The sequence below is a fragment of the Mycetocola sp. BIGb0189 genome (assembly GCF_024810155.1).
Lineage (GTDB): Bacteria > Actinomycetota > Actinomycetes > Actinomycetales > Microbacteriaceae > Mycetocola > Mycetocola lacteus.
Window position 1 is genome coordinate 65,522 of sequence record NZ_JANUED010000006.1, and the last position, 25,868, is coordinate 91,389.

21 protein-coding genes are annotated in these 25,868 nt (G+C 65.9%); 17 read left to right on the forward strand and 4 right to left on the reverse strand.

Annotated elements, in window-relative coordinates; all coding sequences use genetic code 11:
* Nucleotides 1-64 precede the first annotated feature (64 nt).
* Nucleotides 65-3,181 carry a MinD/ParA family protein gene (locus tag M2390_RS10550; RefSeq protein WP_259178583.1) on the forward strand — a complete coding sequence of 1,039 codons (3,117 nt, stop codon included), beginning with the start codon at nucleotides 65-67 and terminating at the stop codon, nucleotides 3,179-3,181.
* Complete coding sequence (def, locus tag M2390_RS10555; RefSeq protein WP_121687993.1) at nucleotides 3,178-3,669, forward strand: peptide deformylase; 492 nt, start codon at nucleotides 3,178-3,180, stop codon at nucleotides 3,667-3,669. Before M2390_RS10550 ends, def begins: the two co-directional genes overlap by 4 nt.
* Nucleotides 3,670-3,733: 64 nt before the next feature.
* Here def and M2390_RS10560 read toward each other — a convergent pair whose 3' ends face one another.
* A complete protein-coding gene (locus M2390_RS10560) occupies nucleotides 3,734-5,557 on the reverse strand; it encodes a long-chain fatty acid--CoA ligase (RefSeq protein WP_259178588.1) in 1,824 nt (607 codons plus the stop codon).
* A gap of 205 nt (nucleotides 5,558-5,762) precedes the next feature.
* On the opposite strand from M2390_RS10560, the gene M2390_RS10565 reads away from it, so the two are divergent.
* The 3 genes from M2390_RS10565 (at nucleotide 5,763) to M2390_RS10575 (ending at nucleotide 8,964) form a co-directional block, all read left to right on the forward strand.
* The gene (locus M2390_RS10565; RefSeq protein ID WP_121687991.1) at nucleotides 5,763-6,725 is read left to right on the forward strand and encodes an ROK family glucokinase; all 963 of its coding nucleotides are present in this window, start codon (nucleotides 5,763-5,765) and stop codon (nucleotides 6,723-6,725) included.
* 108 nt (nucleotides 6,726-6,833) lie between these two features.
* Complete coding sequence (locus M2390_RS10570) at nucleotides 6,834-7,523, forward strand: 1-acyl-sn-glycerol-3-phosphate acyltransferase (protein ID WP_030143309.1); 690 nt, start codon at nucleotides 6,834-6,836, stop codon at nucleotides 7,521-7,523.
* A gap of 106 nt (nucleotides 7,524-7,629) precedes the next feature.
* Nucleotides 7,630-8,964, forward strand: coding sequence for a class II 3-deoxy-7-phosphoheptulonate synthase (locus M2390_RS10575; protein ID WP_259178849.1), 1,335 nt, complete (start codon nucleotides 7,630-7,632; stop codon nucleotides 8,962-8,964).
* Nucleotides 8,965-9,054: 90 nt separating this feature from the next.
* Here the strand turns inward: M2390_RS10575 and M2390_RS10580 are convergent, their stop codons facing one another.
* Together M2390_RS10580 and pknB are read right to left on the reverse strand one after the other, a co-directional pair.
* On the reverse strand, nucleotides 9,055-9,240 hold the full coding sequence (locus M2390_RS10580; RefSeq protein ID WP_259178592.1) for a hypothetical protein: 186 nt from the start codon (nucleotides 9,238-9,240) through the stop codon (nucleotides 9,055-9,057).
* Between the two features lie 9 nt (nucleotides 9,241-9,249).
* Nucleotides 9,250-11,199 (reverse strand): Stk1 family PASTA domain-containing Ser/Thr kinase, encoded by a 1,950-nt coding sequence (gene pknB, locus M2390_RS10585; RefSeq protein ID WP_259178593.1) that lies wholly within the window; start codon nucleotides 11,197-11,199, stop codon nucleotides 9,250-9,252.
* A 194-nt stretch (nucleotides 11,200-11,393) separates the two neighbouring features.
* On the opposite strand from pknB, the gene M2390_RS10590 reads away from it, so the two are divergent.
* Nucleotides 11,394-11,735 (forward strand): Rv2175c family DNA-binding protein, encoded by a 342-nt coding sequence (locus tag M2390_RS10590; RefSeq protein ID WP_030143313.1) that lies wholly within the window; start codon nucleotides 11,394-11,396, stop codon nucleotides 11,733-11,735.
* Nucleotides 11,736-11,794: 59 nt separating this feature from the next.
* Here the strand turns inward: M2390_RS10590 and M2390_RS10595 are convergent, their stop codons facing one another.
* Entirely contained in the window at nucleotides 11,795-12,901 is a 1,107-nt protein-coding gene (locus tag M2390_RS10595; RefSeq protein WP_259178594.1) for a polyprenyl synthetase family protein, read from the reverse strand.
* 78 nt (nucleotides 12,902-12,979) lie between these two features.
* Between M2390_RS10595 and M2390_RS10600 the strand changes: the two genes are divergently transcribed.
* From M2390_RS10600 to murC, 11 genes are all read left to right on the forward strand, one after another.
* Nucleotides 12,980-13,381 carry a DUF3040 domain-containing protein gene (locus tag M2390_RS10600; RefSeq protein ID WP_259178596.1) on the forward strand — a complete coding sequence of 134 codons (402 nt, stop codon included), beginning with the start codon at nucleotides 12,980-12,982 and terminating at the stop codon, nucleotides 13,379-13,381.
* Between the two features lie 363 nt (nucleotides 13,382-13,744).
* On the forward strand, nucleotides 13,745-14,176 hold the full coding sequence (mraZ, locus tag M2390_RS10605) for a division/cell wall cluster transcriptional repressor MraZ (protein WP_030143316.1): 432 nt from the start codon (nucleotides 13,745-13,747) through the stop codon (nucleotides 14,174-14,176).
* A gap of 120 nt (nucleotides 14,177-14,296) precedes the next feature.
* Nucleotides 14,297-15,247 (forward strand): 16S rRNA (cytosine(1402)-N(4))-methyltransferase RsmH, encoded by a 951-nt coding sequence (rsmH, locus tag M2390_RS10610; RefSeq protein ID WP_121687987.1) that lies wholly within the window; start codon nucleotides 14,297-14,299, stop codon nucleotides 15,245-15,247.
* 2 nt (nucleotides 15,248-15,249) lie between these two features.
* Nucleotides 15,250-15,840 (forward strand): hypothetical protein, encoded by a 591-nt coding sequence (locus tag M2390_RS10615; RefSeq protein ID WP_121687986.1) that lies wholly within the window; start codon nucleotides 15,250-15,252, stop codon nucleotides 15,838-15,840.
* 147 nt (nucleotides 15,841-15,987) lie between these two features.
* Nucleotides 15,988-17,763, forward strand: a complete 1,776-nt coding sequence (locus M2390_RS10620; protein WP_259178598.1) for a penicillin-binding protein 2 — start codon at nucleotides 15,988-15,990, stop codon at nucleotides 17,761-17,763.
* A gap of 93 nt (nucleotides 17,764-17,856) precedes the next feature.
* Nucleotides 17,857-19,275, forward strand: a complete 1,419-nt coding sequence (murF, locus tag M2390_RS10625; protein ID WP_259178600.1) for a UDP-N-acetylmuramoyl-tripeptide--D-alanyl-D-alanine ligase — start codon at nucleotides 17,857-17,859, stop codon at nucleotides 19,273-19,275.
* A complete protein-coding gene (gene mraY / locus M2390_RS10630) occupies nucleotides 19,269-20,363 on the forward strand; it encodes a phospho-N-acetylmuramoyl-pentapeptide-transferase (protein ID WP_259178601.1) in 1,095 nt (364 codons plus the stop codon). Before murF ends, mraY begins: the two co-directional genes overlap by 7 nt.
* A gap of 15 nt (nucleotides 20,364-20,378) precedes the next feature.
* Entirely contained in the window at nucleotides 20,379-21,896 is a 1,518-nt protein-coding gene (gene murD / locus M2390_RS10635; protein WP_259178602.1) for a UDP-N-acetylmuramoyl-L-alanine--D-glutamate ligase, read from the forward strand.
* Entirely contained in the window at nucleotides 21,877-23,070 is a 1,194-nt protein-coding gene (gene ftsW, locus M2390_RS10640; RefSeq protein WP_259178603.1) for a putative lipid II flippase FtsW, read from the forward strand. Before murD ends, ftsW begins: the two co-directional genes overlap by 20 nt.
* Before the next feature lie 3 nt (nucleotides 23,071-23,073).
* A complete protein-coding gene (locus tag M2390_RS10645; RefSeq protein ID WP_259178604.1) occupies nucleotides 23,074-24,150 on the forward strand; it encodes a glycosyltransferase in 1,077 nt (358 codons plus the stop codon).
* A gap of 57 nt (nucleotides 24,151-24,207) precedes the next feature.
* Nucleotides 24,208-25,608: a UDP-N-acetylmuramate--L-alanine ligase gene (gene murC, locus M2390_RS10650; RefSeq protein ID WP_259178605.1), complete on the forward strand. Its 1,401-nt coding sequence runs from the start codon at nucleotides 24,208-24,210 to the stop codon at nucleotides 25,606-25,608.
* Nucleotides 25,609-25,868: the final 260 nt, after the last annotated feature.

The following is a 25,868-nucleotide window of genomic DNA, read 5'->3' on the forward strand; positions in this document are numbered from 1 at the left end:
CGGTTCGTGCTCCCAGAGCTGGAGGCGAAGGACAATGGCACCACAGGCCGATAATGGCGCTGCCATGGACGAGCACGAAATTGAATTACCCCCGATCGATGAACTCGATCCCGGTGCCGTAACGCTCAGCGTTGCGGCACCGGCCACGGTATCGATCCCCGTGGGCGCTGCGCTTGCGCAGTACGCCGACGATGATGACTTTGATGAGGACGTCCTGGAGGACGACCTGGTGAGTGTGAACGGTGACTTTGACGCCGACACCACCGAACGACCGAGCCCGCTTTCGGTAGATGATCTGCACGCGGCCGAGGCCGCCGCCGAGGTTGCGCTGGCCGAGCAGGTCGCGGCCGAACGCGAGGCCGAAGAGGCACGCGTGGCCGATGAGGCCGAGGCCGCCCGCATCGCCGAGGAGACCCGCGCGAATGACGAGGCCGAGGCTGCACGCCGAGCCGAGCAGGACGAGGCCGAGCGTCTGGAGGCCGAGCAGCGCGAGGCCGAAGAGGCCGAGGCTTCCCGTGTTGCCGAGGAGGCTCGTGCTGCCGAGCAGGCCGAGGCGGATCGCCTGGCCGAGCAGAAGCGCCAGGCTGAGCAGGCCGAGACGGAGCGTGAAGCCGAGGAACGGCGTCTGGCCGAGGAGGCCGAGGCGGAGCGTGAAGCCGAGGAGCGGCGCATCGCCGAGCAGGCCGCGAGTGAGCGCGAAGCCGAAGAGGCCCGTGTGGCCGAGGAAGCCCGCGTCGCCGAGGAGGCGCGTATCGCCGAGGCTGCCGAGCAGGCCCGCCTGGCCGAGGAAGCTCGCATCGCCGAGGAGGAACGCCTCGCCGAAGAAAAGCGCGTGGCGGCCGCCGAAGCAGCCCGTGTGGCCGTGGAAAAACGTCAGGCCCGCGAGGCCGAGCAGGCGCGCATTGCCGAGCAGAAGCGCGCGGCTAAGGAAGCCAAGCTTGAGCAGAAGCGCGCGGCGCGAGAGGCCAAGGCCGCCCGCATCGCCGAGCAGAAGCAGCAGGCTGCCGAGGCAGCCCGTCTCGCCGAGGAGCAGCGCGCCGCCGAGAAGGCCGAGCGCGAGCGCCTGGCCGAAGAGGCCCGCCTTGCCGAGCAGGCCCGCCTTGCCGAGGAAGCCGAACAGGCGCGCATCGCCGAGCAGGAGCGACTGTCGGCGGAGGCTGAGGCTGCTCGTATCGCCGAGGAGGAGCGTGTTGCGGCGGAGGCTGAGGCTGCTCGTATTGCCGAGGAGGAGCGTGTTGCGGCGGAGGCTGAGGCTGCTCGTATTGCCGAGGAAGAGCGCGTTGCCGAGGAGGAGCGACTGGCGGCGGAGGCCGAAGCTGCCCGTGTGGCGGAGGAAGAGCGCGTAGCTGAGCAGGAGCGTCTCGCCGAGGAAGCCCGCGTAGCCGAGGAGGCTCGTCTCGCTGAGGAAGCCGAAGCTGCGCGCGTGGCGGAGGAAGAGCGTGTTGCTGCCGAAGCCGAAGCCGCTCGTGTCGCCGAGGAAGAACGTGTTGCCGAGCAGGAGCGCCTCGCCGAGGAGGCTCGTCTCGCTGAGGAAGTCGAAGCTGCTCGTGTGGCCGAGGAAGAGCGTGCCGCTGCCGAAGCCGAGGCCGCTCGTGCGGCCGAGGAGGCTGAGTTCGAGCGCCTCCTGGCCGAGGAGCGCGCCGCCGAGGAGGCCGCAGACGCCGACCTGGCAGAGGTCGATCCGGCCGATGCTGACGCGGTCGACGCCGAGGTGATCGACGTCGACGTGGTTGACGAGGGCGAACTCGCACACGGCGAGGAGACCGAGCCCGCGGATATCGCCGACGACGAGCGCACGACGAAAGCGGCGGCCGCGGACCAGGACGCCGAAATCGAGGCCGAGTACGAGGAGGTCGAAGATGAGCACACCGATTCGCCCGTTGACGACATCGCGGCGGCCGAAACTGACACCCCCGACGGCCTCGACCCGGCCGCAGACGTAGAGTCCGATACGGACACCATCACCGCGAGCGAGCCCGGCCCCGCCGAATCACTCGCCGCCCCCTCCGCCGACGCGGAGCCGACCGACGAAAGCCAGGACATGACCAACCCGTCTGACCGGACCAGCGCCGACACCACCACCGACAGGGCATCCGCCACCGGTGTGACCACCAAGCCCGGGCAGCAGAGCACCGTGCGTCCCACCGGCGAGATTCCCGTCCCCGTGTCTTCGGCCGTGGTTTCCGCTGCGCGTCCCGGTGGTATTCAGCAGCAGGGCAAGGTGGCCGGTCCCGAATCGGCCGCGCTGCTCACCGCAGACCGCCTGCTGGAGACCCGCCCCTCCAGCCGTCCCGCTCCCGAGGGCTTCTGGCAGCACCTGCTGTACAGCGCCTCGGGTCACCTGATCAACGTGGGTGACGCCAAGGCCGTGCGTGAGCGCAAGGACCTGGACACCAAGATTGGTCGCTCCCTCGGCGGAGAGGCCCGCTTTGTGCCGGTGCTGACCCGGAAGGGTGGCGTGGGTAAAACCACCGTCACCGCCCTGCTGGGCATGGCCCTGGCTGATTCGCGCAGCGACCGCGTGATCGCCGTGGATGCCAACCCCGACCGCGGAACCCTGGCCGAGCGCATCGCCCACCAGAGCCGCTACACCGTGCGCGACGTCGTGCGCGACGCCGAAAACATCGTGGGCTACAACGAGTTCTCCGATCTGGTTGCCCGTGACGAGACCCGCCTGGACGTGCTGGCATCGGACACCGACCCGCACCTGTCCGAGGCGTTCAACGAGGACGACTACAACGTGGTGGCCGACCTGGCCGCCCGGTACTACTCGCTGATCCTCACCGACTGCGGCACCGGAATCGTGCACTCGGTCATGAAGGCGACCCTGGGCCGGGCCGACTCGATCATCATCGTCACCGGTGGCAGTGTGGACGACGCCAAGCTGGCCTCGGAAACCCTCAGCTGGCTCGAGGTCAACGGACACGAGGAGCTCGTACGCAACGCGGTGGTGGTGGTCAACGCGCCCACCCCGAACAGCCGACTGGTCAAGATTGAGGAGATCGACCGTCACTTCGCCTCCCGCGTGCGCGCCCTGGTGCACCTGCCCTATGACCCGCGCCTGGCCGCAGGTTCGGCGATCGACTTCGCCAACCTGGCCCCGGAAACCCGTCTGGCAGCCCGTCAGCTGGCCGCCGCCGTGGTCGAGGGCCTGCCCAGCGGTCGGGAGAACCACCGGTGAGTGAACGCGAGATCCGCATCTTCGGCGACCCCGTCCTGAAGACCGTTTCGGACCCCATCACAACCATCGATGAGCGCGTGCGCGGCCTGATCCGTGACCTGGTGGACTCGGTGAAGCTCCCCGGGCGCGCCGGTGTGGCCGCCGCCCAGATCGGGGTAAACCTCCGTGCGTTCAGCTACAACGTGGACGGGGTAATCGGCTACATCATCAACCCCGAGATCACCGAGCTGGCCGGCGAACTGGTCGAGGTGGGGGAGGGCTGCCTCTCGGTACCCGACCTGTGGTTCCCCACGCCCCGGTATGAGCGCGCCACCGTCACCGGTATCGACCTGGATGGTAACCCGATCACCATCTCCGGAGAGGGGCTGCTGGCCCAGGCGCTGCAGCATGAGACCGACCACCTCAACGGCATGCTCTACCTCGACCGGCTGAGCAAGGAAAACCGTCGCACCGCGATGCGCGAGGTGCGCGAGAGTACCTGGTTCTAGCCTCCGCGAAAACGCCAGTGGCCCATCCTGAAAAGGATGGGCCACGGGCGTTTTGCCGTACGGGTTAGGGCAGCGACACGCTCTGGGTGGGGGTCTTGGCGTAGATGCCGTCAATGACCCCGGCAAAGTCGTGCAGGATCTCGCCACGCTTGATGCTGAGCTTCGGCGTCAGGTGGCCACTGGCCTCGGTGAACTCGGTGCTCAGGATGACGAACTTGCGGATCGACTCGGCGCGCGACACCCGGGTGTTGGCGGCATCGATTGCGCGCTGAATCTCGGCCAGAACTGCCGGGTTCGTGGCGGCCTGGGCGATGTCCAGGCTCTCGTCCTGCCCGTTGTTCTTGAGCCAGGTGGGCAGCATGTCGCGATCCAGGGTGATCAGGGCGGAGATGAAGGGGCGCTGATCGCCCACGACCACCACCTGGCCAACCAGCGGGTTGGCGCGGATCGGGTCCTCCAGCGCGGCCGGGGAGACGTTTTTGCCACCCGCGGTCACGATGATTTCCTTCTTCCGGCCGGTGATGCGCAGGAAGCCGTCCTCGTCCAGGGTGCCGAGATCGCCGGTGCGGAACCAACCGTCGTCGAAGGCCGCGGCGGTGGCCTCGGGGTTGTTCCAGTAGCTCTGGAAGACACACACGCCGCGCACCTCAACCTCGCCGTCCTCTGCGATGCGGATGGCGTTCCCGGGCAGCGGGGGACCGACGGTCCCGATGCGTGCGGTCCGGGCGCGGTTCACGGTTGCCGGCGCGGTGGTCTCGGTCAGGCCGTAGCCTTCGAGGATGGTGATCCCCAGCGCGTGGAAGAAGTGACCCAGTCGCGGTCCCAGCGGGGCCGAGCCGGACACCGCGTACTTGATCCGGCCACCCATGGCCGCCCGCAGCTTGCTGAAGACCAGCTTGTCAAACAGGGCAAAGCGCAGCTTGAGCCCGAAGGGAACCGAGCCGGATTCCAGCGCGGTGGAGTACTCGACCGCGGTGTCGGCGGCCTTGCGGAAGATCTTGCCCTTACCACCGGCCTCGGCCTTCTGCTCGGCCGAGTTGTAGACCTTTTCAAAGACCCGCGGCACCGCGAGCAGGAAGGTCGGGTGGAACGAACCCAGCGACTCCACCAGCTTGGAGGTGTCGGGCTGGTGACCGGTCTTGACCCCCGAGTACACGGTGAGTACCGAGATAAACCGGGCAAACACGTGGGCCGTGGTGATGAACAGCAGCGTGGAGGCACCGGGCATGTTGACCACCTCGGCCAGGTCCACGGCCGAGTTGCGGGTGAGCTCGACGAAGTTGGAGTGGGTCAGCACACAGCCCTTGGGGCGTCCGGTGGAGCCCGAGGTGTAGATGAGCGTGGCCATATCCTCGCCGCGTGCCAGGTTGCGGCGGCGTTCGATCTCCTCATCGGGGACCTCGGCGCCGGCGACGATCAGCTTTTCGATCGCGCCCAGGTGCATCTGCCACACCTGTCCGATTTCGGGGAGCTCGGGGTGCACCTCATCAAACTTGGCGAAGTGTTCGGGGCTCTCCACGATCAGCGCGGTGGCACCCGAGTCGCTGAGGATCCACTGGATCTGACTCGGCGAGCTGGTCTCATAGATCGGGACCAGGATGGCTCCCGCAAACCAGGTGGCGAAGTCGATCAGGGTCCACTCATAGCGGGTCTTGGCGAGCAGGCCGATCTTCTGACCGGGCTCAATACCGGCGGCAACCAGACCCTTGGCCAGGGCGGTCACCCGGTCTAAAAACTCGGAAGCGCTGATATCGACCCACTCGCTGTCGCCACGGGGAACGGCAAACAGCGCACGGTCTGGGGTGAGTCGCACTCGCTCAATCAGCAAATCGGTGGTGTTGGCTTCCGGATCTGCGGGGACGACGGCGGGTATCTCGATCTGAGCCACGGTATCTCCTTTGGTACCAGTTGGAATCGGGTACACCCCACCTTAGTTCGCAAAACGTGGGTTGGGTGAAAACGTAACCGAGTTCCCAGCGAGAATCATGAACGTTTTGCCGAATATCGGCGTGGTCGTGCAGGGCGCGCCGGGGGCCACTAAACTCGACCAGGGCGTTAATACCCAGACAGCCCGAGGAAAGGTTTTGCGCAGCATGCATGCAGTCGGTATCGACATTGGTGGCACGAAGATCGCGGGTGCGGTTGTAGACGAGCAGGGCAACATTGTGGCAGCCCGCCGAGTACCCACCGACGCGTCGGACGTGAAGAGCATCGAGGACGCCGTTGTCGCGATGGTAGAGGACCTGCGCCAGGAGTTTGAGGTGGCCGCCGTGGGCGTCGCCGCCGCCGGCTTCATCGACGCCGCCCAGTCGGAGATCTACTACGCACCGAACCTGGCGTGGCGCAACGAGCCCTTCCGTGACAAGCTGCAGGCGCGAATCGACCTGCCCGTGATCATCGAGAACGACGCCAACGCCGCCGGCTGGGCCGAGTTTGTGCACGGTGCCGGCGCGCTCACCAGCGATATGGTCATGCTGACCATCGGAACCGGCGTGGGTGGTGCGGTTGTGCTGAACGATCGCCTGCTGCGCGGCGGGTTCGGCGTGGGTGGCGAGCTGGGCCACATCCGCCTGATCCCCGACGGGATCCAGTGTGGCTGTGGTGTGCACGGCTGCTTCGAGCCCTACGGCTCGGGCCGCGCCCTGCAGCGCTACTGCGAGGAGATCGCCGACACCCAGGCCGACGGCATCGGCGCCGAGCTGGCCCGCGTGCGCGCCGAGAACGGTGGCGAGCTCAACGGCACGCTGATCTCGCAGCTGAGCCAGGCCAAGGACCCGGGTGCCCTGGAGGCCCTGCGCATCCTCGGTACCTATATCGGCACCGCGGCCGCCTCGCTGGGCGCCGTTCTGGACCCGCAGCTCTTTGTGATCGGTGGCGGCGTCGCCCAGGCGGGGGAGGACCTGCTGGGTCCGATCCGCGAGGCCTATCGCGCCCACCACCCCGCTCACGGCTTCCACCCCGAGGCCACCTTCGTAATCGCCGAGCTCGTCAACGACGCCGGCGTCGTGGGTGCCGCGGACATCGCACGCCGCTATGCCGAGGGTATCCCGGCCTAGTCAGCACACGCTGCGACGTGCACCCGGGAGCAATTGCTTCCGGGTGCACACCTGTTTTGAGGCCCACGCGCTATGCTCGAACGATCCGGCATCCGAAATAAGGTCCCCATGTTTTATCGGTTCATGAAGCTGTTCATTATCGCCCCCATCCTCAAGCCCCTGTTCCGGGTCTGGGTTGTGGGTGCCGAAAACGTGCCCACCCACGGTGCCGCGATCCTCGCCAGCAATCACCTTTCGGTGGTGGACTCGATCTTTTTGCCGCTGTATCTGCGCCGCCGGGTCACCTTCCTGGCCAAGAGTGACTACTTCACCGGGAAGGGCCTCAAGGGCTGGCTGGTGAAGCACTTCATGCTGGCCACCGGGCAGCTCCCGATCGACCGCTCGGGAGGCAAGGCGTCCGAGGCGGCGCTGAACACGGGTCTGCGTGTGCTCTCCGAGGGGGATCTGATGGCGATCTACCCCGAGGGAACCCGCAGCCCGGATGGGCGCATGTACCGCGGACGCACGGGTGTGGCCCGGATGGTGTTGGAATCCGGTGTGCCGGTGATCCCGGTCGCGATGATCGACACCGAGAAGGCACAGCCGCTGGGTAAGGCCCTGCCGCGTCCGCGCCGGCTGGGCATCATCATCGGTGAGCCGCTGGACTTCAGCCGCTTCGAGGGAATGGCCAGCGACCGTTTTGTGTTGCGTTCGGTAACCGACGAGCTGATGAGCGAAATGCAGCGATTGAGCCGTCAGGAGTATGTAGATGTGTACGCCACGACGATGAAAAACAAGACCGCCTCAACTACCCGCTAGGCTGGGTATCGCTGGCCCCAATCGGTCGGCCAGGAAGACATCAACAACAGATATAGGAAGTGCCGTGGGAAATCCATTAGAGCCGGTTGTGCAAGCAGATGACGCTGTGATTGCCGGGCTGGACTATTGGCGCGAGCTTCCGATCAAGCAGCAGCCAAACTGGCCGGACAAGGACGCCGTCGCGCGCGCCTCGGCCACCATTTCGACCCTGCCTCCGCTGGTGTTTGCCGGTGAGGTAGACGTGCTGCGTGATCGCCTGGCCGCCGCCGCGAGTGGGCACGCGTTCCTGCTCCAGGGCGGCGACTGCGCCGAGACCTTTGCCGGGGCGACCGCCGACCAGATCCGGGACCGCGTTCGTACCCTGCTGCAGATGGCCGTTGTCCTGACCTACGGTGCCTCGATGCCCGTGGTCAAGATGGGCCGGATGGCCGGTCAGTTCGCCAAGCCGCGTTCGAGTGATGACGAGACCCGCGATGGCGTGACCCTGCCCGCGTACCGCGGTGACATCGTCAACGGCTACGACTTCACCCCGGAGTCGCGCACCGCGAACCCCGAGCGTCTGGTGCAGGGTTACCACACCGCCGCGTCCACCCTGAACCTGGTGCGCGCCTTCACCCAGGGCGGCTTTGCCGACCTGCGCGAGGTGCACCGCTGGAACCAGGGCTTCGCCGCCAACCCGGCCAACGCACGCTACGAGAAGCTGGCCAAGGACATCGACCGGGCCATCCGGTTCATGGAGTCCGCCGGGGCCGACTTCGACTCGTTGCGCGGGGTGGAGTTCTACACCGGTCACGAGGGTCTGCTGATGGACTACGAGCGTCCGATGACCCGGATCGACTCGCGTACCGGAACCCCGTACAACACCTCCTCGCACTTCATCTGGATCGGCGAGCGAACCCGCGAGATCGATGGCGCACACGTCGACTTCCTCTCGCGCGTCCGCAACCCGATCGGCGTGAAGCTGGGGCCCACCACGAGCGTGGACGACATGCTGCGCCTGGTGGACAAGCTGGACCCGAACCGCGAGCCGGGCCGCCTGACCTTCATCACCCGGATGGGTGCGGGCAAGATCCGCGACGCACTGCCCCCGCTGCTGGAAGCCATTAAGGACTCCGACGCGACCCCGCTGTGGGTCACCGACCCGATGCACGGCAACGGCTTCTCGACCCCCAACGGCTACAAGACCCGTCGTTTCGACGATGTGGTGGACGAGGTCAAGGGCTTCTTCGAGGCGCACCGTCAGGTGGGCACGTTCCCCGGTGGTATCCACGTGGAGCTGACCGGCGACGATGTGACCGAGTGCCTGGGTGGTGCCGAGCACATCGATGAGGCCGACCTGGCTACCCGCTACGAGTCGCTGTGTGACCCGCGCCTGAACCACAAGCAGTCCCTCGAACTCGCGTTCCTGGTGGCCGAGGAGCTGGCCGCGCGCAACGCGTAACCCGCTCAGAAACGGCGATGGCCCACGTTCCCTCGGGAACGTGGGCCATCGCCGTTTTCGGGCCCTACGCGGCCGCAGGGGCCCTCGCTGCTACCGTTGGCGGTCGCGTGTCCCGCGACGCTGAATCCACTTTGCGGCCAGCCCGCCCCCCACGATCACCAGGGCGTAGCCCATCAGGATCAGCCAGGACCAGTCATCGGGTACCACATAGGCGAGGCCCCAGAGCGCCAGCAGCGCGGCCACACCAACAATCAGAAGCGTTCGATAGCGGCGCATGGGTGCGGCCTAGAAGTTGGCCTGGATGGTCACGGCCGCGCCGCGCTTGATCTTGGTTCCGCCGGCCGGATCGGTGCCTGCCACGGTGAACGCATCGCCCAGCAGATCGGCCACGGCCTGGGGGATTCCCGACTTCACGGTCACGGTGAACCCGGCGTCCTCCAGAGCCTTCTTAGAGGCCTTGACCGGCTTGCCGGTGACGTCGGGGACGGCGACCAGGTCGGGGCCCAGTGAAACCACCAGGGTCACGGTGCCGCCGACATCGGGAACCACGCCGGCGCGCAGCTCGCTGACGGCGATCACGCTCCCCGCGGGGACCGTGTCACTAAACTCGGTCTTGTTTTCGCTGGCGACCACGAGACCCACGCCGGTCAGGGCGCTGCGGGCGGCATCCTCGGCGAGCCCACTCACCGGAGGGATCGGCCCGGCGGACACCGAGAAGTCGAGGGTCTGACCCCACTGGGTTTCGCCACTTTCGGTGATGTCGCTACCGCCCACACTGACTCCCAGAATGTTGCCGGCGGCAACCTTGCTGGAGTAGTGCTTGGTGATGGTGCCCTCGGTGAGGTTGTTCTCGGCGAGAACCGGGCGCAGCTCCTCGAGGGATTTGCCACCCAGCGCACCGAGGGATACGTTCTTGAGGCCCAGGGACACGGTGATCTTCACCACCCGGTCCTTGTCGATCCGGGCGGGCCCCGCGGGATCGGTGGAGATCACCGTATCGGCGGGCACGGTGAGGGAGTATTCCTCGGCGCGCTCGGTCTTGATCTCGGCCTTGTTCAGGGTGTCGAATGCCTCGGCCGCGGGCTTGCCCACGAGATTGGGGACATCCAGCAGCCCGCCGGGGCCGAAGCCGAAGTACCAGCCGGCGGTTCCGGAACCGATACCCAGGATGAGCACCAGCAGCAGGACCCACCAGCCGCGCTTGGCGCGACGGTTGGAGCGCACGCTGAGCGCCGAGGTCTGATCGTGCGGATCTACCGGCCCCGTGCGCACGCTCGGCGAGGTGAGCACGCGGGTCACATCGGCACCATCATTCGCCCCGAGCAGTGCCGGGAACACGGTGGTGGCCACGGCGGTCGGGGTTGGGGGTGCCGGAGTCGCGTGCGACAGGCCCAGGTGGCGCTCCACCTCGCGCAGCCGTTCGAGCAGCTCGCCGGCATCGGTGGGACGTTCCTCGGGCTCGCGTTCGGTGCACCACAGCACCAGGTCGTCGAGGTCCGCGGGGACCTGGGGAACCTTGGCGCTGGGCCGCGGTACCGACTCGTTGGCGTGCTGGTAGGCGATCTGCATCGGCTGCTCGCCCTGGTAGGGCTGCTCGCCGGTGAGCATCTCGTACATCATGATGCCGAGTGCGTAGATGTCGCTGCGAGCGTCGGCCTCGCCGCGGGTGACCAGCTCGGGGGAGAGGTAGGCGATCGTGCCGAGCAGGGCCTGGCCGCTACCGGTTTGTGCGGTCACGGCCCGGGCGAGCCCGAAGTCACCGATCTTGATCCGGCCATCATCGGCCAGCAGCACGTTTTCGGGCTTGAGGTCGCGGTGCACGATGCCGCTGCGGTGGGCGGCGGCGAGGCCGCTGGTGACCGCATCCATGATGTCGATGACCTGGCGAGCCGTCAGCCGGCCGTGATCGCGTAGCAGGTCGCGCAGGGTAATACCCGGCAGATACTCCATGACCAGGTAGGCCATATCGGCATCCTGGCCCTGGTCAAACACGCTCACCACGTTGGGGTCGGCCAACCGGGCGGCCGAACGCGCCTCCTGGATGAAGCGGTTTTTGAAGTTGGTGTCGTCGGAGAGGTGCCCGTGCATCACCTTGAGCGCGACCCGGCGCTCCAGGCGCAGGTCGGTGGCCAAATACACGGTGGCCATGCCGCCACGGGCGATACGCGAGCGCACCTGATAGCGGTCATCAATCAGACGACCGATCAGGGGATCGGGAAGTGGGCTGGACGTCACGGGTCAAGTTTACGGTCAGAGCTGCGTGGACCCTGTACAAAACGCCTTGTGGCGCGGTGTGGCGGCCGGAAATAGGCCCGCGGGATGACGTTTCCGAGGGCTCGGTGGTGGGGATCCCGGGTTTTTGGGCAAAAAGTGACCGCGTGTCGCGTTCAAAGTGGGCTCCCAGGGGCCACGCGTGTAAGACTTGTGGGGTGACCGATGTATATGCACAGCGTGAGTGGCTCGCAATGCCCGAGCTGGTAGAGATCCTTGACCAGACCCCGAGCCGGATTCGCCGGCTGATTGAGGACAAGCACCTGCTTGGAATCAAGCGAAACGGTGTCCTGAGTGTCCCCGCGGACTTCCTGAAGGACGGTGAACCGCTGGTGCACCTGCGCGGAACCCTGTTCCTGCTGGAGGACGCCGGGTTCAGCACCGAGGAGGCCATGGAGTGGCTGCTCTCCGAGGAGGAGACCCTGGGAGTGGCACCGATTGATGCGCTGATCTCCGGTCGGAAGACCGAGGTGCGTCGCATCACCCAGGCCCTGGCCTAACCCCAGACAACACACCGCCGCGCACCCCATGGTGCGCGGCGGTTTTGTGTCTGTGCGGGTTAGGCGCTGCGGCTGCTCATCTTGAGGGCGAGGGCGTCCAGGGCCGATCGGGCCTCGGCACCGAGTCCGGAATCGGCCAGCACTGCTCGTCCCGTTGCCACGCTCTCGGCGATGATGGTTTCCACCGCGGCGACCGCCCCGGTTGTGTGCATCAGGTTCTGCAACGTGAGGATTTCCTCATCGCTCAGTTCCGGGTTGCCAATCTGGGCGTCGAAGCGAGCACGCTCGGCCTCGGGCAGCTCGCGCCGGGTCAGCGCCACCAGGAGGGTGCGCTTGCCCTCGCGCAGATCATCGCCGCTGGGCTTGCCGGTGACCCGAGCATCCCCGAAGACACCAAGAATGTCGTCCCGCAGCTGGAACGCCGTTCCCACGCTCAGGCCGTAGGCGCGCAGTGCGGCCAGCTGGGTGTCCGACCCGCCGGCAACACTTGCCCCCAAAGCGAGGGGTACCTCGACGCTGTACTTGGCCGACTTATAGGTCAGGATCTGGCGTGCGCGGGTGATCAGCTCCTCGTCGGAGTGACCAAACCAGGCGCTCTCCTCCAGCACGTCGAGGTACTGTCCGGCGGTCACGTCGGTGCGCATGTTCTGGTACTCGGCACGCGCGGCCATATCGTTGTCGCGGGGGAGTGCGGCGAGGGTGTTGTACATCAGCTCGTCACTCCAGCTGAGCAGCATGTCACCAAAGAGGATCGCCGCGCCACGCCCGAACGCCGCGTGATCCCCACGCCAGTTTGCCTCGGCCGAGAGGGCCTCGAAGCGCCGGTGAATGGCGGGTTCTCCGCGGCGGGTGTCGGAGTTGTCCAGGATGTCGTCGTGGACCAGGGCGGCGGCATGGAAGATCTCCAGCGCCGCGCCCACACCCAGGATGATGTCGCGGGCGGCGGGATCATCCAGGCTCAGCGAGGGGTCGCTCGCCCGGACCCCGTGCCAGCCCCAGTAGGCAAAGATCGCTCGAAAGCGCTTGCCTCCGCTGAGGAATTTCTGGGAGTACGTCGAGAACGTGGAGAGGTCGGGGGCAATCCGCGCCAGAATGGATTCATGCTCGATCAGAAACTGATCGATGCGGAGCTGGAGCTGGTCACGGAGGTGCTCGGTTTCGTTCACGCGTCTAGCTTAGCTTTCCCTGGGCGGCTAGAGTGAGAGGGCGCACTTGCGCATTAGGTGATGGAGGAGGCGATCGGAATGCCGCTATCCGAGCAGGAGCAGCGTCTTCTTGACGAGATGGAGCGTAGCCTGTACGGGCATGACGCAGATTTTGTGTCGACCGCGGGCAGTAAACGTGGGCGTCCGAGCTACCGCAGCATCGCGCTGGGCGCGCTGCTGGCAATCGTTGGTATCGGTGGATTGATCGTCGCGGTGATGCTGAAACAGCCACTGTTTGGCATCGTTGGTTTTGCCGCGATGCTTGCCGGAGTGCTGGTTGCCATCACCCCCTCCAAGAAGGCGGCACCGGCGGCGGCACCCTCGGGTGAGTTCTTCGCCCAGCCGGCCAAGGCCAAGGGTGGTTCCTCATCCTCCCCGTCGAGTTCATTTATGGATCGCATGGGTGAGCGCTGGGATCGTCGCGACGGCGGAGAACAGTAGCTCTCGAGAATTTTTTGACATGGGTCACCCTTCGGGGTGGCCCATGTTTGTTTGTACGGCCTGTGTCGCATTGCTCCACATCCCTCCCCGCGCTCCTCCGCCCTCCTCCCCGGAGCCCTCCACGCCCCTCCACTTGCGCAGTGGAGGGTATTTTTTTGGCCAAATTCCGGCTTATACGGGCACATAGACTCGCTGAACGGATTTAACGCTCCATTTCCCTCCACTTTCACAGGTCCCGTATTTACTGGGCTGTCGGCGCGTTAAATCGAAAAATTAGGTTTGGTTCCTAGGAAAGTGGTAGGGGGTGGAGTAAAGTGGGGGCAAGCGGTGGAGGTCGTCCGATCGGGGGAGGGAGCTGGAGACATGTTTCTCGGTACCTATGCCCCGAAGTTGGATGAAAAAGGCCGCCTGATCCTGCCGGCCAAGTTTCGTGAGGAACTCGCCGGCGGGGTGGTGATGACCCGTGGCCAGGAACGCTGCATCTACGTGTTCAGTACTCGAGAGTTCGAGGACATGCACACCAAGATTCGGCAGGCCCCGGTGACCAGTAAGCAGGCCCGCGACTATCTGCGTGTGTTCCTCTCGGGGGCGAGCGCGGAGACTCCGGACAAGCAGAACCGCATCACGGTTCCCTCGGCACTGCGCAACTATGCCGGGTTGAGCCGCGAACTCACCGTCATCGGTGCGGGTAGCCGCGCCGAGATCTGGGACACCGAAGCCTGGGAGGCCTATCTGGCCGAGCAGGAAGCGGCGTTCGCCGACACCGCCGAGGAGGTGATTCCGGGACTGTTCTAGTCCCTGCACCCCGACCCCCCGCCGTTCACCAACGTGCCGACGCCCCTTCCCTGGCGGCGGGACGGAGCGGATGGGGATCAGGCCCCAGGGATTGCCCATCGGGCACCGGAAGAAAACACTATGGAACTCGACAAGATTCATACCCCCGTACTCCTCGAGCGTTGTCTCGAGCTGCTCGACCCCGCGCTGGCAAAGCCCGGCGCCTGGGCGATTGACGCGACCCTCGGCATGGGTGGGCACTCGCTCGCCATGCTGACCCGCTACCCGAACCTCAACCTGATCGGCCTGGACCGCGACCCGCAGGCGCTGGAAATCGCCGGTACTCGGCTTGCCGCCGTGGCCGACCGGGCCCACCTCGTGCACACCGTCTATGACGGCATCGAGGGTGCCCTGGAAAGCGCCGGGGTCTCCGGCGTGGACGCGATCCTGTTTGACCTCGGTGTCTCCTCGCTCCAGCTGGACCGCGCCGAGCGCGGCTTCTCCTACGCACAGGACGCACCGCTGGACATGCGCATGGACGGCACCAGCGAGCTGACCGCCGAGATCATCCTGGCGACCTATCGCGAGGGCGACCTGCGCCGCATCTTCGAAGACTTCGGCGAGGAAAAGCTCGCCGGTCGCTACGCCCGGGCGATCATCGCCGCGCGCAACGAAGCCCCGATCACCCGCTCGGGTCAGCTCGTGCAGATCCTGCAGGATGCAACCCCCGCCGCGGTCTCCCGCAACGGCCACCCGGCCAAGCGTGTGTTCCAGGCCCTGCGGATCGAGGTTAACACCGAACTCAGCGTGCTGTCCGCGGCGATTCCCGCCGCGCTGGACGCGCTGAATGTGGGAGGACGCATCGTGGTGCTGTCCTATCAGTCCCTCGAAGACCGCATCATCAAGCGTTTGTTTGCCAAGGCCACGGCGTCCACCGCGCCGGCCGGTCTGCCCATGGAGCTGCCCGAACACGCGGCACGCTTCCGGCTCCTGGTTCGTGGCGCCGAGCTCGCCTCGGATGCCGAGATCGAAGAAAACCCCCGCGCCAAGCCGGTTCGGCTGCGCGCGGCAGAACGAGTACGTGAGGGCTGATCATGAGTGAAAACCTGGCACGCAACGATTTCGCGTGGGATGTTACCGCCGCACCGGTCGAGGCACCCGAGCGCGGCCGGGAACGGCCGCTGCGCGCGGTCTCCCCGGGCACGCGTACCCGCGCCCAGGCCAAGCCCAAGCTGCTCTATGCGTTTATGGCGCTGGGAGCCATCGGCGCGATTGTGCTGACCCAGATCCTGCTCAGTGTGGGCCTCAGCCAGGGTGCCTATGAGCTCAATGCGCTGCAGAAGGAGCACCGTGAGCTGGGCTGGCAGAGCCAGTCGATCGGCACCGACCTGGCCGCGATCTCCTCGCCGCAGTACATTGCCGCCAACGCCCAGGCGCTCGGCATGACCTTCGGGGGAACCCCCGCCTATCTCTCGCTGAAGACCGGTGAGGTGACCGGCACCGCCGCGGGCACCGGTCCGGTCAAGCAGGTCCCGGCGAACTCGATTCAGAACTCGATGATCCAGGGGGCGCCCATCGCGACCGCCGGGGGAGATGTTGTGATCAACTCGGGCGCGGCAAACGCTCCCGCGGGCCCCGCCAACGTATCGTTGGACGCGGGACTTCCGTCGCCGAAGACCCACTAGTTTCACGCGGCAACCTCGGTTATCGCGCGGGCCTCGCCCGCACCCACCGGTTCGCGCGGCCCGCGCTGCGCGAACCGGTACCGTGTCGTCATCCTCGCCCTCCGCCTCGGGGGACGCAACTGAGGAGAAAATGTTCCAGGTGTTTGCATGACCTCATCGGCAATGTCCACCAGGCGGCGACTCGTCGCGGTCCTGATCGTGGTGGCCCTGATCCTGGCCGGGTTTGTCGCTCGGCTGGTTGATATCCAGGTGGTGCGGGCCGAGAGCCTGGTCGCCGACTCGCTGGAGAAGATGGGTGGATCCAGCACCATCTACGCGCCGCGCGGAAACATCGTGGATGCCAACGGTGCGGTGCTGGCCTCCAGCATCGCCCAGTTCGAAATCACCACCTCGCCGAAGGACGTCAAGGCCTTCGACCGTAAGGACGGCAAAAAGACCGTCAAGATTTCCACCCAGCAGGCCATCGCCGACATTGCCGGGGTCCTCGAGGTTGATCCCGCGACCCTGCAGGCCAAGATCGACGATGCCCTCGCCAAGAACAAGGACGCGGCGTACGCGCTGCTGGCCGAAAAGGTCAGCTACGACCAGTTCGCCAAGATCCGCGCCATGAACATTCCCTGGCTCTACATTCGCCAGACCTTCGGTCGGGTGTATCCCAACGGGGCTGTCGCCGGAAACATCGTGGGCTTTGTGGGGGCCGACAACCAGGGCCAGGCCGGCATGGAGCTCAGCGCCGAACAGTGCCTCGAGGGCACCGATGGGCGTCAGCAGTTCCAGCAGTCCAAGGACCGTGTGCCCCTGCCCGGAACCACCGAGACGGTGACCGAGGCCAAGCCCGGTGGCACCCTCCAGCTCACCCTGGACAAGGACCTGAACTGGACCCTCCAGCAGCTGGTCGCCTCGCAGGTGGCCGATACCAAGGCCGAGTACGGTATCGCGATGGTCACCGAGGTCAAGACCGGCAAGATTCGCGCGATCGCCGAGGCGCCCAGCGTGGATCCCGGCAACGTGGACGGTACCCCGGCGGAGTTCCGCGGATCCCGCGCGTTCCAGGTGCCGTTTGAGCCCGGTTCGATCTTTAAGCCGCTGACCGCCGCAATGCTCGTGGATGCCGGCCTCGCCGATCACAACACGCAGGTGGTAGCACCCTACCGATACCACCCCAAAAACGGTGCCAGCATCAAGGACGCCCTCCCGCATGAGGATGAGCGCCTGACCATGAGTGGCGTGCTGCAGCAGTCCTCCAACACCGGCCTGAGCATTCTCGGCGAGAAGATGCCCGACGATCAGCGCTACGAGTACCTGAAGAAGTTTGGGATCGGCCAGTCCACCGACATCAAGTTCCCCGGTCAGTCCTCCGGTGTGCTACACCCCGTGGATAAGTGGGACAACCAGACCAAGTACGTGACCATGTTCGGTCAGGGGCTGTCCACCACCGCCGTGCAGATGGCCCAGATCTACCAGGGCATCGCCAACGATGGTGTGATGAAGCCGCTCGAACTGGTGGAGGGCTGCTCCTACCCCGACGGCACCGTCACCGATGCCCCCGCCAAGACCGACGGCGAGAGGATCCTCTCCGCGAGCGCCGCCAAAGAAACGATCGGTATGATGGAGACCGTGGTTACCGACGGATTCCTTGCCGACCAGCTGCGCATGCCCGGGTACCGGGTCGCGGCGAAGTCCGGTACCGGTGAGCAGTTCGTTGATGGCCAGCTGCAGACCACGTTTGTGGCCTCGATGGCGGGCATGTTCCCGGCGGACGACCCGCAGTATGTGGTCACCGTCCACCTCAAGTCCCCGCTGACCTACCGCTCCTCGGCCGCGGCCGCTCCGCTGTTCAAGGAGATCGTCGCTCAGGTCATCAAGAAGTACGGCATCCCGCCGTCGACCACCACCCCGCCCGGTTGGAAGGGCACCTACTAACACGCGCCGCCCGCACCCCGAGGCAAACGGGGGTGCGGGTCAGACTCAACACGGCCACACCCCGGTTCGTGTGCACGAAAGATCGTAAACACCATGATTGCTTTGACCCTCACCGAGATCACCGAAATTGTTGGAGGTGAACTCCACAGCACCCCCACCACGCTCTCGGCGTCCGACACCGTTTCGGGACTCGTCGACACCGATTCCCGGCTGATCCAGCCCGGCGATATCTTCGTGGCCAAGCCCGGGGAGGTCACCGACGGACATAACTTCGTGGGCACCGCCCTGGCCGCCGGTGCCGCACTCGCGCTGACCGAGCGTGTGGTGGATGAGGACATCGCCCAGATCGTCGTCGCCGATGTCGTGGTGGCCATCGCCGATCTCGCCCGTGCCGTGGTCGCCCGGGTGCGGGCAGCGGGGGACCTGAAGGTGGTCGGGATCACCGGCTCCAACGGCAAGACCACCACCAAGAACATGCTGAACGCGATCCTCTCGGCTCGGGCCGAGACCGTCGCCCCGCGTGCCTCATTCAACAACCACGTGGGGGCGCCGCTGACGATCCTGCGCACCACCTATGACACCCGCTTCCTGATCATCGAGATGGGCGCGAGCCACGTGGGCGATATCGCCCGCCTGGTGTCGATTGCCAAGCCCGATGTGGGCATCGTGCTCAAGGTGGGCCTGGCCCACGCCGGCGAATTTGGTGGCGTGGAGCGCACGGTTTTGGCCAAGAGCGAAATGGTTACCGAACTGACACCTTCGGATGTGGCCATCCTGAACGCCGATGATTATCGGGTCATGGGCATGGCGGAAAAGACCGTCGCCCGGGTACGCACCTTCGCGATGGACACCGACCAGGCGACCTTTGGTGCCCGCGGTGTGGAGAGCACCCGTACCGGCACCGACTTTGTGCTGCACACCGAATCCGGTGCCGAGTATCCGGTTCACCTGCGCATCCTCGGCGAGCACCACGTTTATAACGCGCTGGCCGCGCTGAGCGCCGCCGACGCGCTCGGGATCGCACTCGAGGACGCCATTGCGGCGCTGGGTACCCTGGCGCGCGCCGAGCGCTGGCGGATGGAGGTCCTGGGTGGCCGTGACGACGTCACGATCATCAACGACGCCTATAACGCGAGCCCCGATTCGATGGCCGCCGCGATCCGTACTCTGGCGCAGATCACCCCGCGAGAGCGCCGCACCGTCGCGGTTCTGGGTGTGATGACCGAACTCGGTGAAATCGCCGGAGACGAGTACGACCGGATTGCATTGCAGCTGGTCCGCCTGAATATTTCCCAGCTGGTGGTGGTGGGTCAGGCAGCACGCCGCCTGCACATCACCGCCATCAATGAGGGCTCGTGGGACGGGGAGTCGGTATATTGTGAGGAGGCAGATGCGGCGTTCGAGTATCTGTCCACCGCAATCCGACCCGGAGACACGGTGCTTGTTAAGTCCTCCAATTCGGCGGGCCTGCGACTACTCGGCGACCGACTGGGAGAATTTTTCACGTGCTAGCACTGCTCTTGGCCGTTGTCCTATCAATGGTCTTCTCCCTCACGCTGACCCCGGTCTTTGTGAAGCTGTTCCATAAGCTCCAGTGGGGTCAGTTCATCCGCAGCGATGGACCCCAGTCGCACCACTCCAAGCGGGGAACCGCCACGATGGGTGGCATCGTCATCATCATCGGCACCCTGTTTGGTTACTTCATCGCCAAGCTGGTCACCGGGGAGGCCGTCTCGGTTTCCGCCCTGCTGGTGCTCTTCATGATGGTGGGCCTCGGCCTCGTGGGCTTCACCGATGACTTCCTCAAGGTGCGCAAGCAGCAGAGCCTGGGTCTTGGCGGTTGGTCCAAGATCGCCGGGCAGCTGGTGGTGGCCGTGGCCTTCGGGATCATGGCGATCAACTTCGCCAACTCCAACGGCGTCACCCCCGCGAGCACCGCGATCTCCTTCACTCGGGACCTGAACTTTGACCTGATCTTTGCCGGTCCATTCATCGGATACGCGCTCTACCTGATCTGGACCTCGTTCCTCGTGGTGGGAACCTCCAACGGGGTGAACCTCACCGACGGATTGGATGGACTGGCCACCGGTGCCACCATCCTGGCGCTCGGCTCCTACATCATCATCGGGTTCTGGCAGTTCAACCAGTCCTGCTTCAACCCGGCCCTCGCCGCCGACGTGGTGCACAAGTGCTACAACGTACGGGACCCGCTGGATCTGGCGATCGTTGCCGCGGCCATTGCCGGTGCGCTGATCGGCTTCCTCTGGTGGAACACCTCGCCGGCCGACATCTTCCTGGGTGACACCGGTTCGCTCGCCCTCGGTGGTGCGGTGGTGGCCCTGGCCATCCTGACCCACACCGAGCTGCTGCTGATCCTGATCGGTGGTCTGTACGTGATCGAGGCCGGATCAGTCATCATCCAGCGGGCCTACTTCAAGGCCACCCATGGCAAGCGCATCTTCCTGATGTCGCCCATTCATCACCACTTCGAACTCAAGGGCTGGGCCGAGGTCACCGTGGTGGTCCGCTTCTGGATCGTCGCCGGGCTGCTGTGTGCCGCCGGTGTCGGAGTGTTTTACCTCGAGTGGTTCTACCGCTAGGCCAAGAAAGAACGTATGACTGCATCGCTTGATTCCCTCAACAGCTGGTACTCGGACTGGAAGGGCCTGCGGGTCGCCGTCCTGGGCCTCGGCAAAACCGGATTCTCGGTGGCCGATACCCTGACCGAGCTCGGAGCCGAGGTTCTGGTTCTGGCCGAGTCGGCCGAGAGCGACCTGGCCCGCCTGGTCCCGGTCATCGGGGCAACCCTGTACACCGGCGATCTGGGCACGGTCCCCGCGGAGCTCAGCGCTCATAACGCGGACCTGCTGATCGTGTCCCCGGGCTTCCGCCCGGACCACCCGCTGGTGCGCTGGGCCGCCGAGACCCACGTGCCGGTTTGGGGAGACATCGAGCTGGCCTGGCGGGTCCGCGACAAGGTCGGGACCCCGGCCGAGTGGATCCTGGTCACCGGAACCAACGGTAAGACCACCACAACCCAGCTGACGGCCTCGATGATCGCCGCCCAGGGGTTCAAGGTTGCCCCGTGTGGAAACATCGGTGTGCCGGTCCTGGACGCCGTGCGCGACCCCGAGGGATTCGACTTCTTTGTGGTGGAGCTCTCCAGCTTCCAGCTGCACTACCTGGCCGTCCAGGCGGGGAAGACCCCGCTGGAACCGATTTCCGCGGTGTGCCTGAACATCGCCGACGATCACCTGGACTGGCACGGTGGGCTGCAGAGCTATATCGCCGCCAAGGGCTTCGTCTACGAGAACGTGGCCAATGCCTGCGTGTACAACAAGGCCGATGTGGTGACCGAGGAGATGGTCCGCGCGGCCGATGTCCGTGACGGTGCCCGCGCGATCGGATTTGACCTCGGTGTGCCCGGACCCAGCGACGTGGGTGTGGTGGAGGGAATCCTGGTGGATCGTGCCTTCCATGAGGACCGTCACCACTCGGCCCTGGAACTGATCACCGTTGAGGCCCTGGCCGAGCGCGGTCTGGGTGCCCCGCACCTGGTTGAGGACGTGCTGGCCGCCAGCGCGCTGGCTCGCTCGGTGGGCATCACCCCCGAGTCGATCAACACCGCGCTGTCGACCTTCCGCGCCGACGCCCATCGGGTGGAGTCCATCCTGGAGGCCCACGGCATCCACTGGATCGATGATTCCAAGGCCACCAACGCCCACGCGGCCCGTGCCTCGCTCGGTGCCTTCGGCTCGGTGGTCTGGATTGTGGGCGGGCTGCTCAAGGGTGCCCACCTCGACGACCTGATCACCGATTTCGCCCCGCGCCTGCGCGGCGTGGTCCTGATCGGGGCCGAGCGAGACGAGTTGCGCGACGCGTTCGCGCGACACGCCCCCGAGGTGAGCCTGGTTGAGGTCACGGCAGCGGAAACTGGAGATGTCATGCCGCAGGCGGTCGAACTGGCCGCCGGTCTGGCTCGGGAGGGTGACACCGTCCTGCTGGCCCCGGCCGCGGCATCGATGGACCAGTTTGTGAGCTATGCCGATCGTGGAACGCGTTTTGCGGCCGCGGTCATCGAGAAGTGGGGAGGAAGCGCCAGTGGACTCTCCGGTGAGCACACCGCAGGATAAAACCACCGCTCGGGTGAGCGTGGGCAAGCTGTTTTCCCCGCAGTCATCGAACTACTATCTGCTGTTGGGCACCACGATCTTCCTGGTGCTGATCGGCCTGGTCATGGTGCTCTCCGCGTCCAGCGTGGACTCCTGGCTGGACGATAAGGGCTTCTTTGGTGGGTTCTGGAAGCAGGCCACCTTCGCGGTGATCGGTATCCCGCTGATGCTGATCATCAGCCGGTTCAGCCTGGACTTCTGGAAGAAGTGGGCCTGGGTCCTGCTGGGCATCACGCTGATGCTGCAGCTGCTGGTCTTCACCCCGCTGGGTATCGAAGACGGTGGTAACCGAAACTGGATTTCTCTGGGTGTCTTTACCGCCCAGCCCTCCGAGGCCGTGAAGCTCGCGCTGTGCATCTGGCTTGGTGTCGTTCTCGGTCGCAAGTACAACATGCTGGACAACTGGCGTCACGTGGTGATCCCGGTTGTTCCGGTGTCGATCGTGGCACTCGGGCTGGTTCAGCTCGGCCACGACCTCGGTACCGTGATGATCATGGCCGTGCTGGTTTTTGGTGGCCTGTTCTTTGCCAACGTCAAGCTGCGCTACCTGGCCGTGCCGATCCTGTTGGCCGGCGTGGCCGTGCTCTTCTTCGTGATGACCAGCCAGAACCGCACCGACCGCATCGGCTCATTCCTGGAGGAGGGGTGCGCCGACTATAACGGTCTGTGCTGGCAGCCCCTGCACGGCACCTGGGCGCTGGCCAACGGCGGCGTGTTTGGGCTGGGCCTTGGCAACTCGCGGGAGAAGTTCTCCTGGCTGCCCGCGGCCTCCAACGACTACATCTTTGCCATCATCGGTGAGGAGCTCGGCCTGATCGGCGCGATCGTGGTCCTCGCCCTCTTTACCCTGCTGACCATCGGCTTCATCCGGGTGATTCGCTCGGCCACCGACCCGATGGTGCGCATCACCACGGGTGCGATCCTAGTGTGGATCGTCGGCCAGGCCCTCGTGAACATCGCGGTGGTGCTGCGTCTGCTGCCGGTTCTCGGTGTGCCACTCCCGCTGCTCTCCCAGGGTGGTACCGCGCTGATCACCTCGCTTGCCGCCATCGGAGTGGTGCTATCCTTCGCCCGGGGGCAGTCGCAAAATAACATGCGTGAGGCGCCCGTCGTCTCCGCCCAGAAATCGGAGTAATCCATGACCAACTACCTTCTCGCCGGAGGTGGAACCGCGGGCCACGTGAACCCGCTGCTCGCCACCGCGGACGCCCTGCGCGCCCGCGATCCCCAGGCTCAGATCTTTGTCCTGGGGACCAAGGAGGGACTCGAGGCACGCCTCGTCCCCGCCCGCGGCTACGAGCTGCTGACCATCGAGCGTCTGCCCTTCCCGCGCCGTCTCAACGGTGCCGCCTTGACCTTCCCCGCCCGCTTCCGTCGGGCCGTGGGAGACGTGGAGCGGATCATCCGCGACCGCAACATTGACGTGGTGATCGGCTACGGCGGCTATGCCTCCGCGCCCGCCTACCGCGCGGCCAAGCGCACCAAGACCCCGCTGGTCATCCACGAGGCCAATGCCAAGCCGGGCCTGGCCAACAAGGCCGGTGCTCGCTACACCGATCACATCGGTGTTGCCTTCCACGGCACTCGGCTGCGGGGGAGCAGCTATGTGGGCATGCCGCTGCGCAGCGAGATCGTGAACCTCGAGCGCGACAGCGCCCGGGCCGAAGGCTATGAGCTGTTTGGTCTGGACCCGAAGCTGCGCACGCTGCTGGTCACCGGTGGTTCCACCGGTGCCCGCAAGCTCAACCAGACCATCGCCTCCTCGCAGGAGCAGATCGTGGCCGCGGGCTTCCAGATCCTGCACATCGTGGGTGGACGCTCCGACCTGCGCGATACCGGTGCCCCCGGCTACCGGGTGATCGAGTACTGCGACCGAATGGACCTGGCCCTCGCCGTGGCCGACTTCGCCGTCTCGCGCGCCGGTGCCGCGACCGTGAGTGAGATTTCGGCCCTGGGAATTCCCGCGGCCTACATTCCCTACCCGGTGGGTAACGGCGAGCAGCGCTTCAACGCGGCCGACGCCGTGCGCGCCGGTGGCGCGCTGCTGGTTAATGACGCCGACTTCACCCCCGCGTGGGTGCGCGACACGCTGATCCCGCTGCTGGGTGACCGAACCCGCGTTCAGGATATGGCTGTACAGTCGCGTCTGATGGGCAGCCTGGACGGGACCGAGCGCCTCATCGCGGTGATCGATGAGGCCGTGGCCGAGGGTTAGTCCCGTCCCCACATATTTTTACGGCGCGGGGTGCACCCGCGAAGGAGGAAACACATCGTGATCAAACCGGACTTCTCGGTAGAGATTCCCGAAAACCTGGGCCGCCTGCACTTTGTGGGCATCGGCGGTTCGGGCATGAGCGGCATCGCACGCATGTACCTGCAGGCGGGCTTTGAGGTGTCGGGTTCGGACCGTGAGGACTCGCCCAAGCTGGCGAGCCTGCGTGAGCTGGGTGCCACCACCTCGGTGGGCCACGACGCCGCCAACGCGGTGGGTGCCGACACCCTGGTGGTGACCAGCGCCCTGTGGCCGGAGAACCCCGAGTATCGCTATGCGATCGACAACGGTATTCCTGTGCTGCACCGTTCGCAGGCCCTGGCCGGGCTGACCCGGGGCAAGCGCCTGGTCGCCGTCGCCGGCGCTCACGGCAAAACCACCTCGACCGGCATGCTGGTCACCGGCCTGCTGGGCCTCGGCGAGAGCCCCAGCTTTGTTAACGGCGGCGTGATCGAGCCCTTCGGTGTCTCCAGCGATGGCGGTACCGGCGAGCTGTTTGTGTTGGAAGCCGACGAGTCCGATGGCTCCTTCCTGCTGTATGACACCGCGGTGGCACTGATCACCAACGTGGACACCGATCACCTCGACCACTACGGCAGCCTCGATGCGTTTGACGCGGCCTTTGTGGAGTTCGCCGAGAAGACCTCCGAGTTTGTGGCGATCTCCTCGGATGACCCCGGTGCCAAGCGCATCACCGCGCAGTTCTCGGCGGACACCCGTGTGCTGAGCTTCGGTGAGGCCGAGGACGCCACCGTGCGCGTGCACAACATCCTCACCGACGGCAACGTGACCTTCACCCTGACCTATCAGGGTGTGGACCATGTGGCGACCCTCCGCGTGCCCGGCCACCACAACGCGCTGAACGCCGCGGGCGCAGTGACCGTGCTGATCGGCCTGGGCTTTGACCCGGCCGCCGCGCTGGCCGCCGTCGCCGAGTTCGGTGGCACCCAGCGCCGCTTCGACCTGCACGGTGTGGTCTCCGGCGTGAGCGTATATGACGACTACGCCCACCACCCGACCGAGGTCGAGGCCGCGCTGACCGCCGCCCGCGACGTGGTGGGGGAGGGGCGCATTATTGCGATCCAGCAGCCGCACCTGTTTAGCCGCACGATGGCCCTGGCCGGCGAGTTCGCCGAGGTGCTTGAGCGCGTGGCCGACCACACCGTGGTGCTGGACATCTGTGCCGCCCGCGAGGACCCGATCCCCGGCGTGACTGGAGAGATCGTCTCCTCCCGCTGGGCGGACCCCACTCGCGTGCACTACGAGGCCGACTGGCAGGCGGCCGCCGACTACGTGGCCACCGTTGCCCGTCCCGGCGACTTTGTGGTGACCCTGGGCTGTGGCGATGTGTACAAGATCATCCCGCAGGTGCTGACCTCCCTCGAGGAACACGGCAACTAGGTGAAGCGCCCGTCCGGAATCCCGCACACGCCCACATCCGGTGAGGGAAAGAACACGCGTCGTCCCGCCCGGGACGGGGCGTCGCCGGTCGAGCCCACCGCGGATGAGGGTGCGGCTACGCGAGGGACAGTCGAGCCGGCCGCGGAATCACCGGTCAGTTCGGAGTCCGGACGGCCGGGCTCACCTGAAACCTCAAGCAGTCAGGATGCATCTTCGCCAACCGGCTGGGTAGCAGAGGCGCTCTCGCGAGCCCGGGCCGC